Below are 13,863 nucleotides of genomic sequence, written 5' to 3'. Positions count from 1 at the left end.
GAGTTAAATAGCACTCTCATTACGATAAAATTAGACCATATAATTAACAAATTAGATCATAATCGTCTGATATAGCAAATAGTAACTCTCTATTATCTAATAATTTTCACTTATCGTTCACAATTACTCCATCATTTGTAAATAGGGCAATTAATCTGTCTGCCAGACTCATTTTCTGAAGGATTGATTCCGTTTCAATCGTATCGATCCGGACTTACAGGAATGATTGCGATCAATTAATGGTTCATCCTGTGCACTCTGCCTTCAGAGTCATTCTTAATCTAGATGGATAGCTGACTCACAATCCATACAACTATGATTCATTTCGATACCCTCGCCCTCCGCGCTACTCACCAGCCCGACGCAACAACCGGAGCCGTTATTCCGCCCATTTACCTCTCAACAACATTTGCCCGCAATGAAGCGAATGAGCTACCAGCCAACTTTGGCTATACTCGCCCCAATAATCCAACCCGCGAAGCCCTGGAAAAAGCTATGGCCGCGCTTGAAGGCGGAGCCGTTGGTATGGCGTTCGCGTCAGGACAGGCTGCCACAATGACTTTATTTCAGGCGCTACGTCCGGGCGATCATGTTGTGCTTTCTGCTGATGCTTATTATGGAACGCCAGCCCTGCTCGAACAGGTTTTTCACCCCTGGGGCTTAACCTATACGCGGGTAGATATGAGAGATCTTGATGCTGTACAGCAGTCTATTCATGAAAATACCCGGGTTGTCTGGTGCGAAACGCCATCGAATCCCATGCTGGCAATCACCGACTTGCTGACCATCAGCAGTATGGCTCATGATGCCGGAGCCATCTGCGTTTGTGACAATACCTGGGCGACTCCCGCGCTTCAGCGACCTTTCGATTTCAATTGTGATGTTGTCATGCATTCGACCACCAAGTATCTGAGTGGCCATAGCGATGTATTAGGTGGGGCTCTGATTTTTAAACGCGACAATGAGTTTGCGCAACGTATCCGCACATTGCAGGGGCTTTCGGGTGCAGTACCTTCGCCCTTCGACAGTTGGCTGATCAGCCGGGGCATCAAGACGTTGGGCGTTCGGATTCGGGCACAAACCGCTACGGCTCAGGCTATTGGAGAGTTCCTGGATGGTCATCCAGCTGTTGAGACAATCCACTATCCGGGCTTACCAAATCACCCCGACCGGGCTTTAATACAACAGCAAATGAACGGGCCGGGGGCTATGTTGTCAATTCAGGTCAAAGGAGGGGCCGACAAAGCGCTCCAATTTATTGGCAAGCTGCATTTATTCACCAGGGCAACGAGCCTGGGTGGAGTAGAAAGCCTGATTGAGCACCGAGCCAGTGTTGAAGGGCCAACTTCGGCAACACCTCATAACCTGTTGCGTGTATCGGTTGGGCTTGAGCATGCTGAAGACTTGATTGCCGATCTGGCTCAGGCTTTGGACGCCCTCCGCTGATTTCTGTGTCATTTCGAACAAATAAACTAGTACTCGGCCATTACAAACCTATACGGTTTTTGAAACCGCACGGCGGCCCGGCTTATAGGTTTGTAATCATTCAAATCATTCCCGACACATTAGTTAAGCAGCCAATGTGGTAATGTAGAGTTGTGGTGTCGGTTTCTTAAAACCGACCGACACAGCGAAGGCGACAAGTCAAAGCGATTCTACAAAACTCATCCAGAATATATACTCGGTTTTAAGAAACCTCGTGCAGGGGTCAGGTTGAAGAACCTGACCTCACGCTAACCGACCTGATTCCACGCCAATAAGCCTGACGTTACGTACTATCCGCTTACCGGTGTCAAAGTGGGTTGGCATTTCAGCAATTTTTTGCAGTTAATCACAAACCAGTTAAATACATTTATTCCTAACTGAGGCTAATTGCTGAGCTATTTTTAGTTAACTATTGGCATAATCTAATTTAGCCAAATTGTTACTTTTTAGATAAATAGTGCCTGCTTGTGAATCAATTAGTATTGTAAATCGCTTTAATAAATATCCGCCGATAATACTCATCTTTTGCCTGCCGATTGCTCCTTTAAAGAATCCTACTGGCACGTTTGATAATTTCACACTACCGATCGAGAATGCTGTCAAAATTGCTTTTTTAGTTTTTAAACTATTACCAAAAGAATCCTTCAATTCTTTCTCAGCAATAATTTTTAGTTTTTCGTCAATTTTAGTTTCATCAGTAAATTTATCGTCCAATAAAATAGTTCCTGAATAACCCGAGTGTAGTAAGAATTTGTTACTAAATAATTGACCACCTATTTCGCAGCCTGCTTCCAGAAATAGATTTCCATTTTCATTTGTTAGGTTGAGTTTTTCAAACGTAGTAGCTTTATCTGGCAGACTGGTATAGAGTGTAATGAGTTTCTTCTCAAAGTCAAATTCAATGATCTTGTCTCCAAAAAGATCTTTGCCAAACTTCCCATCTGTCTTCGGGCCTCAATTTTTATTCTCCCATATCGATACACCCTGCCATTTTAGTTCGCCAATTTGCAGCGTATTGCCTTTACTGAATCTCGACGAATTACCTCCTCCTCCCCAGCTTTTTACACTATCGGTTCCGGCAAATGTCAAGCTTTTTAATTTCTGGATGGCCTCTTCGGTTAATGTAACAGAATTAGCGGCCGTATGAACCATTAAATTTACCGTGTCAATTTCATTCAATATGGCTTCTATAGAAAGATTATTCGACTCCGTCAATTGAAAAGAAAGTTCATAATTTCTCGCTGATTCTGTTCGCTGTTTTGTTTCCTGGCCAAAATTTGGCTGGCACGAAATTGTGCAAAGAACAAGTACATAAAGTTTTAACGTCCACATAATCAGTAAGGAATTAAATAACGATTCAGCCAGCTAATTTGGGATAAACGTAAGTCGTTTTAACTGTAAATTATGTGGGGTCAGGTTGAAGAACCTGACCCCTACGGTTTCTCAATATGCATTCAGTTTGAACGACGCGGTTTCTCTAAACCTCACCATGTCAGTTTTAAGTAACCGAAACCATATCGTTAACAAACCCAGCCCACTTAGTTATTGTACGCCGTCGAAACGGTATCCCCGCCTTCTCCTGTCCAGTTCGTATGAAAAAACTGGCCACGTGGTTTGTCGATCCGTTCGTACGTATGGGCTCCAAAATAATCCCGCTGCGCCTGTAGCAGGTTTGCAGGTAGCCACTCACTCCGGAAACCATCCAGATAACAAAGCGCGGATGTAAGTGCTGGAGCCGGAATACCATTGATTAAGGCGGCAGCACATACACGTCGCCACCCATCCTGAGCTCCTTCAACTTTTTGTTTGAAGAAACCGTCAAGCAGCAGATGGGGAAGCTCTGGATTGGTATCAAATGCTTTTTTGATATCGCCAAGAAACGCCGAGCGAATAATGCAACCACCCCGCCACATCAGGGCAATATCGCCGTAATTCAGTTTCCAGTCGTACTCTTTGGCAGCAGCCATAAACAGATTATACCCTTGTGCATACGAAATGATTTTAGCACCATAAAGTGCCATTTTCAAATCGTTCAGCAGTTGTGCCTTGTCACCACTAAATGTGGGTTTGGGTCCGCTAATTACTTTCGAGGCTTCTACCCGCATATCTTTTTGCGCCGATAGAAAACGAGCGAAGACCGATTCTCCAATCAGGGTTAGTGGTATACCCAGATCAAGAGCGGCCGTGCCAGTCCATTTACCCGTACCTTTTTGCCCGGCGGTATCCAGAATTTTATCCACCATCGGTTTGCCGTCCTCATCTTTGAAGGCCATGATGTCGGCGGTAATTTCAATCAGGTACGAATCCAGCTCTTCAGTATTCCACTTTTTGAATACTTCATGCATCTCATCAGCGCTCATACCCAACAGATCTCTCATGACCTGATAAGCCTCGCCTATAATCTGCATATCGCCATACTCGATACCATTATGCACCATTTTCACAAAGTGCCCAGCACCATCTTTCCCTACCCAATCGCAGCAGGGCGTACCATCGTCAACTTTTGCCGCAATCGACTGAAAAATATTTTTCACTGCTGGCCAGGCTTCAACACTGCCACCAGGCATCATGGAAGGGCCATGTAATGCACCAATTTCTCCGCCAGATACACCCGTTCCAATGTAAAGAAAACCTTTGCTTTCTACATACTTGGCTCGGCGAATGGTATCTACGAAGTAAGAATTACCACCATCAATGATAATGTCACCCGGTTCCAGATGGGGAATGATCTGTTCAATAAAATCATCCACGGCTTGTCCAGCTTTTACCAACAGCATCACCTTACGGGGACGTTCTAGAGAAGCGACCAATTCTTCAATGGAATGGGCGCCAATGAAGTTTTTCCCGGCTCCTCTTCCGTGAATAAATTTATCCACCTTCTCAACTGTTCGATTGTAAACAGCTACGGTAAACCCTTTGCTTTCCATGTTAAGCACAAGGTTTTCACCCATTACGGCTAGACCGATTAAGCCGATATCTGCAGATTTTGTCATTATGATTTACTTTATTGAATTAGACTTGTAATTACGCGTGTTGATAGTAAAACCTGCTTACCAGTTCTCCTACTCATGTCAATGCCTTAAGCATTTTTACCGATTGCCAGGAACCTTCAGTTCCTGCTCTTGTACAATGAGTTTTTCTTCTTCTGGTAACGATTGCCCATTTGGATTTTACTTGAAATAGCATGCCCAGACTAACGCGTATGAACATCCAGTTCGCAAATGTATGGCAAAACTGGTTGATTAATCGAACCGGATACAAATGCATGTTTACTCCAACGGGGTCGAGGTTTCCCCATAAAGTACGTTTTAAACTTGTTCTGCGGCCTTTTTGTGCTTACACAACAGCAGATTCAGCATCTGTTTAAAGATCATGTGAACGTAGGTAATGGTGAACCAGTAGAACACCTGGCCGTTTCGTTGATTGTCAATCTCCCTGCTTTTGCCTCTAAAGTAATTGTTGTACAGCCTTGCGAAAGGATTGGAGCAATTCAACATTCATGGCCCTGGCGTTATCTCCATTTGCCGAAGCCAATGCAGGCAACGCCCAAACCATTCGTCGAAAGCGGGGGTTTGCAGGTACCCGTGTCCTCCTTTGGTGTACAGATGCAAGTCAGCCGGAATACCCTGCCGTTGTAACGCTTCGTAAAAAACCAGACTATTCGCAACCGGCACCACCTTGTCATCGCCCGCATGGGTCAGGAAGGTTGGTGGAGTAGATATTTCTACGTGCGCTTCGTTGGAGTACTGGCTGATTTGTTCAGGACTGGGAGTGGCTCCCAATAGATTTGTTCTTGTACCCGAATGTCCCATTTTTTCGGACAGACTGATAACTGGATAAACCAGAATCATAAAATCGGGCCGAAGACTGATGTTCGCAGGATTGTCGATCAATGATTTCGAAAAATGTGTTCCCGCCGTTGCGGCCAGATGCCCCCCCGCCGAAAATCCCATAATACCCAGCTTTTTCGGGTCAATATTCCATTCAGTAGCCCGTTGCCGAATCGTTTTTATTGCCTGCTGAGCATCCTGCAAGGGACCGATGGATTTGTCGGGCATCGTTTTATCGCTTGGCAACCGATATTTCAACACAAAAGCGGTAATGCCCATTTTCGTAAACGCTTCAGCAACATCGTAACCTTCGCGTTTAATCACCAAAACACCATAACCACCACCGGGACAAATAATAACGGCCGCCCCATTGGCTTTCCCGCTGGGCGGCAGAAATACAGATAGTGTAGGACGGGACACCTGAGAAACCACATGATCGGCTCGCCTGATTTCTTCATCAGGTGTTTCTTTGGCATTCGGGATAGAGCCGGGATATAAAGGAATTTCCTGTTGAGCTAAACCGGCAGTTCCCCATAAAAAAGTAATGGCGAATAAATAAATAGTTTTGATCATTCGGCGATATTAAGATGGTATTCGTGGCCATTGAGTAGCGTCATGTAAAGCTGACAGGAGCCGAATGCTACTGGAAATTCTAGTCGAAATCAAGTTGTAGGCCTTTCGCTTCGAGCCACGGCGGACCGTGGCTCGAAGCGAAAGGCCAGGTATGAATACGAACCTTACTTGATCTATTACGCTATTACCGACTTATCAGGCTGCACTTAGCACTTCTCCACAGAGCGGCAATAGGATTGTTACCTGAGTGTAGTGATCCTCCACCGACTCAATCTGCATCTGACCATTCAGATACTCAACCACGTCTTTACTCATGAACAAACCCAGACCTGTTCCTTTGGCCGTAGGCTTTGTTGTGAAAAATGGATTAAATAACTGGCTGGCCTCTCTGGCCGGAATTCCACGCCCATTGTCACGAACCTGTAGCTGAACCTGCTCATTGACGACCTGCGTTCTAACCTCCAGCCGGGCTTCAAACTCCTTTTCCCGATGACTCTTTTCGGCCAGCGTGTAACAGGTGTTATCGACCAGACTGGTCAGTATTTCACTAAACTCAACCGGCAGTAAATGCACGTGAGTCGCTTGCGGACTGAGTTGGAGGTCGAGTTGAACCGACAAGGAAGGATATTTAGCCTTCGCCTTCTGCAACGCCGTGTCGATATGCTGCGTCACATAGGGATTTAAGTCCGTGACAACCAGAGTTGACGAGCGCTCTTTGAGTAATTTCCGCATATCCTGTAAAATTCGGGCTGTGCTGTTGCCATGCTCATGAATCTTGGTCAAATTCTGGGCCAGCATCGTTGCCGTATCGTTCAGATCGTCCTGTTCTTCGGCGGGAATCGTTGCCAGGTATTTCTGATTCGCTGTCTGCATTTCCTGGAGCAGTTCCTGGGCGTTGAGGGAAAAGTTGTTGATGTAGTTGAGCGGGTTAAGAATGCGGTCGACAATGCCTTTGGTGAGCTTGCCCAGAGTGGCCATTTTTTCGGCCTGAATCAACTGGTGCTGCGTGCTTCGCAATTCCCCCAGCGACTCTTCCAGGGCGGCCGTGCGCTGGTGCACCAGTCGTTCGAGGGTTTGGTTCTGCTCGGCCAGCAGGTACTGCTTCTCCTGTTCCTGGGCCAGGGTCTGGCGTGAAAGCTGTTCCACTTGCTGCAAATTCTGGCGCAGAGCCTGGTGGGTTTGTGTGTAGTCGCTGACCAGGGAGAGTGAAAACCCGAGCGGAATACTCAGGAATGCCACCGCCACCAGGAGCAGGGTCGCATACACAAACAGGTCGAGGTTTTCGCTCTGGCCCATCACGATTAATAGTATCAAAACCAGAGGACTTCCCAGTAAGGCATAGAAGGCTACCTTGAGGGATTTCCAGGGAAGCCGGGCGTCGGCAGTTGCCTGCTTTTTACCCAGCCAACTAACCCGCACATAGTCGAATAGTAGTGTGCATAGTACCACCGACATCAGAATGCTGGATGGGTTATCAATCCAGAGACTGTAGATGAAGATAATGACCAGACACCCAATCAACACCCGAAAAAGCCAGCCAACAGGTTGATTTAAATACTGATAGACTGCCCTCAGGAGAAAGCCACACCCTAAATAGCAGGTCAGTTCGCAGACCAGACTTATCAGGGAATATGTCGTTAAAGTTACCGGAAAATCACCCAGTGCATCCAGTAACGTACCCAACCCCAGGCAAAGCATCGCCAATCCTTGCCATTTATTGACCACCTGGCTGGGATTCGCTTTGTAGAATAGCAGGTGAAGCACACTCAACAGCGCAAATACGCTCAATAAGCAGAAGGTCAAGCCTGTGATCAGGCGATGCCAGTTCACCATTGTCTGGCTTGCCTGACTGGCTATATAAGCCGTTGTTTCGAACGGTACCTGGCCAGTAGCCGCATAGTAGACGGGTTCGGGCTGGAAACTGTAATGGACCGCCAGCAGGTGCTGATTGGTATCGGCTAGCTGAAATGAAAGGGTTTGTAGCGTTCGCTGGGAAGCCGCCCAGCCCTTAGCCGATGGCTTGAGCGTTGCCACCTTCCGACCATCGAGGTACCATTCGGACGTACCAAACTGGCTGATATTGAGCTGCAATTTGAGGCCAACCAGGGGCCTGTCGATCCGAACTGGCAACCGGAACCATCCTTGTCCTGTCTGCCAAAGCGGTCGATTCTGAAGCAGCAGCGATGATGGTGAACTGTTTATCCATTGCCGATCATTGTAAGAAGGACTGGCCCAGGCTGGGTTGTTGCCCGCCTTAAATCGCCAGTATTCATCGGGCAATATTTCATCTAAAGGCAGCGTAAGCACATCGGCCTTTGGTTGAGCATGCAGGGCGGGCAGGGTTAAGATGCCAAAAAGTAGATATAGCCCAAAAATTAAACGCATAGGAGCTGGTAGTCAATAGACTGACAATATCAAGGATGGCCTAAAATTGATCATGCTCACCGCTTAACTCAAGCTAAGTTTGTATGAATTGATCAGGTGAGTCTCCCAACCGGAAGTTTAGCGGCATCAACCGTCAGTGCTCTTTTACCGGCAAAATCAATTTACAACTCCTTCACGTTGAGCACCCTGTGTGAAAGCTATTACTGACTTAAGCCACCGTGCTGTTTATGTGGGTCAATCTGGTCAAGTGTAACACGACATTCCTTGGTAACCGGGCAAATCCTGTAATTAAGCGAACACTGGGATGGTTATATGCCCAAAAGACGATTTTACCAATAGACCTACATTCAGATACATAGATTGTAACCAGAAGTGCTGTGGCCTCAAGAAACTAAACCCTTATCACTGTGGTTTCTCAGGCATAAGAAGCAACCTGACAAATGAAAATTGCCTTGATTTCTACCTCGTCGCGCAAAAACAGTAATTCACTGCGCTTCGTCAACTACATCCGGCATCTGCTGGCTGAAGTTGGGCAACACGAGGTTTCAATAGTTAATTTCGAGAATTACGACATTCCATACGTAGGCCAGGGCTCGGTTAAAAAAGATACGCTTACGCCTTTTCAGGAAGAATTGATTCATGTCTGGGAATCGGCAGATCTTGTACTTTTCGCCATGCCTGAATATAACTGGACGGCCCCACCACAAGCCACGAATGTGGTTCATCAACTAGGTGTTCCTACGTTTAGACACCTGTTCGACAATAAAGTGTTTGTGATGGTTGGCATCTCCAATGGTCGGGGTGGCCGCCAACCCGCATTAGATATGACTACAGTTGTTAATAAGACAATTAGTTTTACCAACAGCTATTCGATTGTATCACCAAAACTATACGAATCGCACGAAACCGATAAGAATCTGGATGAAAGCGGACATTTTGTTGGCCACGAAGTCTACGACCGAACAGCTAAGGCATTTCTTCACTACACCCTAAACGTGGCTCATCGCTGGATCATCAGTGAGCCAGTGGAATAGATTTAGGATCGAGTAAAAACCAGAAGCGGGGAAAGTATCTAAAAGACAACTTTCCCCGCTTCTGGTTTTTACATTGGTTATTTCACCAATTCCTTCTGATAAAGGCCAACCAGTGTATCGACGGCATAATCAATTTCTGCTGGCGTATTGTATTTACCGAATGAGAACCGGACATAGCCACGATCGGGATCAAGCCCTGGCAGAGCCGACAGTACGTGCGAACCAACGTTCGAACCACTCGAGCAGGCAGAACCACCCGAAGCCGAAATTCGGGCAATATCCAGACTGAACAGAAGCATATCACTCATGTCGGAGGCAGGCAGGCTAACGTTCAGAACGGTATATAAACTAGCTTCCACGTCGGCCGAATCGCCATTAAATCGCACATCCGGCATCTTTTCGCGAAGTTGCTCAATCATCCGACGTTTCAGAGACGTAATGTATTGGCGATGCGTATCCATATCGCGGTAAGCAATTTCCAGCGCTTTGGCCAGTCCAACAATTCCGTAAACGTTTTCGGTTCCTCCGCGCATGTTACGCTCCTGCGCTCCCCCATGAACAAAGGGATGAATTTTTGCGCGTTCGGCATTGACATAGAGAAAGCCTACACCCTTGGGGCCGTGAAATTTATGAGCAGCTCCAACGATAAAATCGACCGGCAGTTGTTGCAGATCATGCCGAAAATGGCCCATTGTCTGCACCGTATCGGAATGAAAAATAGCCTCATAGGCCCGGCAAATTTCTCCTGCCCGAGTCAGGTTCAGGATAGTACCGATCTCGTTATTTCCGTGCATCAGCGATACCAGCGAACGGGTCTGCCCAGTGTTGCGGTTGTTCTGCAACAATGTTTCCAGATGCGCCAGATCAATATGACCTTTTTCGTCGATATTTACCAGACTTAATTGAATGGTTCCCCGCTTCGCTAAATGTTCAAGCGTATGCAGCACAGCATGGTGTTCCAGTGGCGACGTAATTGCGTGCGTCAGACCGTAGGTTTCAATACTACTCCGAATTGCGGTATTGTCGGCTTCGGTGCCACCCGATGTAAAGAAAATTTCGGCTGGCGATGTATTCAGTAATCCGGCAACCGTTTTGCGTGCTTTTTCAATGGCTGTGCGTACGGTTCGACCGTGACTATGAATAGACGAAGGATTGCCAAACTGCTCAGTCATAAGGGGCAACATAGCGTCTAAAACTTCAGGATCGAGCCGGGTGGTCGCAGCATTATCCAGGTATACGGCAGCGGTAGGTGTCATTGTTTGTTGATTATAGAGGCAGCTATCAATACCACAAAGGTACAGTTAACCGCTGTAATGACGAAACACAATCCGAACCTCTGACGTTCTCCTTTCACCACCACGATACATTCTATGGATTTTTCACTTGCCGCCGGACTGATTTATGCTGAACTGTCAAACTGGATTCGCACCGCGATTCGCTTCACCCCCAAGATAGCAGTAGCCATTTTACTGCTGGTTGTGTTTACGTTTCTATCACGCTGGCTTAGTCGCTGGGTGGTGCGAGGACTGGATACGATCAGCAATAATATTTCACTCATTAACCTGACCGGAGCCGTTACCCGCGTTTTTGTAATGGCAGTCGGTTTTTTTGTAGCACTGGGCGTATTAGGACTCGATAAGACCGTGACCTCACTTCTGGCTGGAGCAGGTGTTATTGCGCTGGCAATTGGCTTTGCTTTTCAGGATCTGACAACCAATTTCATTTCGGGTGCTATGATTGCCTTCGCCCGGCCGATTCAGGTTGGCGATGTGGTCGAAACGAACGGGTATACGGGGAAAGTACTGGACATTAAACTCCGCTCGATTGTGATTGACAATGGGCAGGGCCAAACGGTAGAAATTCCCAGCAAAGACGTATTCCAGAAGCCTATTACCAATTTCTCCCGTATTGGCCAGCGACGGGTTGAACTGGCGGCCGGTGTGTCTTATATCGATGATTTAGCCAAAGCGCAACAGGTAGCTAAAGCAGCCGTCAGCCGACTTCCCTTCGTGTTGCGGGATCGCCCGGTCGAATTACACTACCGTAATTTTGCCGACGCCAATGTCCAGTTTGTACTCTGGTTCTGGATCAACAATTCGACGAGTCATCAGGCGGCTCTCAGTGAAGCGATGATGGCGGTAAAACGAACATTTGATGAAAACCAGATTCTGATTGTTTTTGCGGGTCAAACCTTCGATTTGAAAAACAAACTCGCTCCTCCCCAGCCAGAGCAATCGGACAAATAACTGGTTTACTTAAAAAACCTCACCCAGATTTAGAAATAATCCCTGCGATCCACCAATGCCGAACCCATAGTCGAAGGAAAAGTTGAGATTGGAGTGCTTATTCACTTTTATACGAAGGCCAGCCCCTCCACCAGGCAAGAGCCGATCGAACGCGTTGCTGGGCCAGTCGCTATAAGCCTGGACATTGGCAAACACAACAGCGCCTACCAGGCCATTCGTGAGCAGCGGAAAGCGATATTCGGTTTCCAGATACACTAAATTTCTGCCGCGAAAGCGACCCTGCGTATAACCACGGCCCAGATTTGAATACGTATCCCAGCCCGTGCTGGGCAAATCCAGATAGGGAGCCTGCCCGCCGAAACTCAACCAGTTCATGCTCCAGAATGCCAGGATGTTACGCGTGTTTTCAGGAAACGAAACATACTTTCGAAAGTCGGCGACAACTGCCTGCCAATTCTGATCACTGCCCAGCAAGCGCATATTTGGCCGCACCATTACATTTCCAAAAAAGCCCCCCTCTGGATTGTTGGGATTTCGTCGGGTTGTGTATTGAACACTAAACATGAGTCCTGACGATACAGTACGTTCTGTAGCATTATAGTTGTGAAAGTCATCATTTACTTGTGGTGTATTATTCTGGTCGCGGATGCGCCAGTGATAATCGAGGGCATACCCAATTCCGACCGAGAAATTGGGCACTAGCTGCCGCATAACCGATTGGTGCAAACGCAGATAGGAGTACATAAGTCGGTCATCGGCATCAGCGGGCGCAAATCCACCCAACCCAAAATTGTCGGCCGAATAATCATAATACCGCCAGTCGCTAAGAATATTGTAGCGATTTCCTTTCGTCCAGAGATTCGTCACGACAGGGATTATAATCTGGTGGTACTGTGTATATTGCGGTGTAGTCGTAATGATCGAGATATTCTGCTTAGGATCAGCGCTTGTAAAGGCCAGATTCGCATTCAACCCCACAGCAAAACCGGTTTGCAACGCATACGCTAATTCCGGAAAAATCGATGGGTGGAATCCGGGCTGTTCCCGTTCGGCTGGCCGGTGCCCTTTCCTGTTGATGAATCGGTAATATACGTCCCAGATATCGGCAGACGTATCCTGCCGCGAAAGAGTAAATTGCTCTTGCAACAATTCCACCGAATCGACCTGCGCATAGATCGTCGCAGTTGCCCGTAGACTCAATAAAAAACTAACCAGCAGAAACCGGCGCAGTACCCATTGCCTGGCAATGCCGAAAACCGGCTGATACATATTTTTCTCTAGTTGGTCGCTCTAATTACGGCCAACCGATTCGCTTAACATTCCGTTCATTTGCTATGTAATCAGAACCAGAAGTAGTAAACTAGCTATGGTGTGAGATCGCAATAACGGTTTTGCCCCCATCAAGGCTTTATGGCCTATTCTCTATTTCGTTACAGTAGCCAATACTTCTTTGAGTTTGTCATAAGCGCCTGGCCCTTGCAGATTGGCCGCTACTTTGCCGGTTTTATCAATGACTACAAACGTGGGAATACTTGTAATATGGTATTTTCCATGAAAGCCATACGCATTCGGTATGGGCATAAATGGCAACGAATTAAGGGTCGCTCCCGGAGGTTCACTATTTAAAATACCTAACACCACCGGAGCTTCCTGAGCCTGGGAGGGCTTTAACGCATCAGTAAATTGAGAGGCTTCTTTATCGCCCCAAAATGGCTTATCAAGACTAATCCAGAAACTTAAGACGACCACTTTGCCGCGTAAATCAGCTGAGCGATAGTTCTTGCCATCAAGGCCAGTCATTGAAAACGGTGCGATTAGCTGCCCGGCCTTGGGCTGTTTTGCCGGATTTCGATCCCGAAACTGGTGCATTTCATGCTCCTCTGCCGTAGCAGTTCTGAGAACGTACGAGCTCGGCTGGCCAAATTCGTTGTAATCTGGCACTAAATGATAGGCATGCGGATCGGCTTTACTAAGCTGGCTATATTCTTCCAGCGTTACGTGCTGACCCGTTGACTGATTGATAATCGGTGTTAGTTCATCAATCTGTCGATTGACATGGATGCTCCTTTTCTGAACGCCGACCTGCGCCTGGCAAAATGTTCCATACATGGCGATTAGGGCCGTAAGAATTACTTGTTTATAGAATAGCATAAGAATAGACTTAGGGCCAATGGTTTATACTCAGCCCAATACGTAATCCTTATCTAATCAAAATTCACGCCAGTGTCTCTTTTAAAACAAAAAGGTCACTTCTGTTGGAAGTGACCTTTTTGTTGAAGTCCAGTATTAGTGGTCTGCCCATTTATATTT

General features: G+C 46.9%; 11 protein-coding genes. 3 read left to right on the top strand and 8 right to left on the bottom strand.

Annotation, left to right across the window (positions count from 1 at the left end; translation table 11 throughout):
- The first annotated feature begins 318 nt into the window (after positions 1-318).
- Entirely contained in the window at positions 319-1,446 is a 1,128-nt protein-coding gene (locus GJR95_RS01150) for a trans-sulfuration enzyme family protein (RefSeq protein WP_162391516.1), read from the top strand.
- Between the two features lie 444 nt (positions 1,447-1,890).
- Here the strand turns inward: GJR95_RS01150 and GJR95_RS01145 are convergent, their stop codons facing one another.
- From GJR95_RS01145 to GJR95_RS01125, 5 genes are all read right to left on the bottom strand, one after another.
- Positions 1,891-2,199, bottom strand: a complete 309-nt coding sequence (locus tag GJR95_RS01145) for a hypothetical protein (protein WP_162384143.1) — start codon at positions 2,197-2,199, stop codon at positions 1,891-1,893.
- 240 nt (positions 2,200-2,439) lie between these two features.
- Positions 2,440-2,817, bottom strand: coding sequence for a retropepsin-like aspartic protease (locus GJR95_RS01140; RefSeq protein ID WP_162384142.1), 378 nt, complete (start codon positions 2,815-2,817; stop codon positions 2,440-2,442).
- Between the two features lie 206 nt (positions 2,818-3,023).
- Positions 3,024-4,478 (bottom strand): decarboxylating NADP(+)-dependent phosphogluconate dehydrogenase, encoded by a 1,455-nt coding sequence (gene gnd, locus GJR95_RS01135; protein WP_162384141.1) that lies wholly within the window; start codon positions 4,476-4,478, stop codon positions 3,024-3,026.
- 504 nt (positions 4,479-4,982) lie between these two features.
- Positions 4,983-5,888: an alpha/beta hydrolase gene (locus GJR95_RS01130; RefSeq protein ID WP_162384140.1), complete on the bottom strand. Its 906-nt coding sequence runs from the start codon at positions 5,886-5,888 to the stop codon at positions 4,983-4,985.
- A gap of 195 nt (positions 5,889-6,083) precedes the next feature.
- Positions 6,084-8,273 (bottom strand): sensor histidine kinase, encoded by a 2,190-nt coding sequence (locus GJR95_RS01125; RefSeq protein ID WP_162384139.1) that lies wholly within the window; start codon positions 8,271-8,273, stop codon positions 6,084-6,086.
- Between the two features lie 440 nt (positions 8,274-8,713).
- On the opposite strand from GJR95_RS01125, the gene GJR95_RS01120 reads away from it, so the two are divergent.
- A complete protein-coding gene (locus GJR95_RS01120; protein ID WP_162384138.1) occupies positions 8,714-9,307 on the top strand; it encodes an NAD(P)H-dependent oxidoreductase in 594 nt (197 codons plus the stop codon).
- Between the two features lie 77 nt (positions 9,308-9,384).
- Here the strand turns inward: GJR95_RS01120 and GJR95_RS01115 are convergent, their stop codons facing one another.
- Positions 9,385-10,563 carry a cysteine desulfurase family protein gene (locus GJR95_RS01115; protein ID WP_162384137.1) on the bottom strand — a complete coding sequence of 393 codons (1,179 nt, stop codon included), beginning with the start codon at positions 10,561-10,563 and terminating at the stop codon, positions 9,385-9,387.
- Between the two features lie 114 nt (positions 10,564-10,677).
- On the opposite strand from GJR95_RS01115, the gene GJR95_RS01110 reads away from it, so the two are divergent.
- Entirely contained in the window at positions 10,678-11,553 is an 876-nt protein-coding gene (locus GJR95_RS01110; protein WP_162384136.1) for a mechanosensitive ion channel family protein, read from the top strand.
- A gap of 9 nt (positions 11,554-11,562) precedes the next feature.
- Here GJR95_RS01110 and GJR95_RS01105 read toward each other — a convergent pair whose 3' ends face one another.
- Together GJR95_RS01105 and GJR95_RS01100 are read right to left on the bottom strand one after the other, a co-directional pair.
- The gene (locus tag GJR95_RS01105; protein WP_162384135.1) at positions 11,563-12,822 is read right to left on the bottom strand and encodes a BamA/TamA family outer membrane protein; all 1,260 of its coding nucleotides are present in this window, start codon (positions 12,820-12,822) and stop codon (positions 11,563-11,565) included.
- 153 nt (positions 12,823-12,975) lie between these two features.
- Positions 12,976-13,662, bottom strand: coding sequence for a peroxiredoxin family protein (locus tag GJR95_RS01100; RefSeq protein WP_232541041.1), 687 nt, complete (start codon positions 13,660-13,662; stop codon positions 12,976-12,978).
- Positions 13,663-13,863 lie beyond the last annotated feature (201 nt).

Origin of the sequence: Spirosoma endbachense (assembly GCF_010233585.1) — a bacterium.
Lineage (GTDB): Bacteria > Bacteroidota > Bacteroidia > Cytophagales > Spirosomataceae > Spirosoma > Spirosoma endbachense.
The sequence above is the reverse complement of the archived record's forward strand: the minus strand, read 5'-3'. Positions and strand labels throughout refer to the sequence as shown.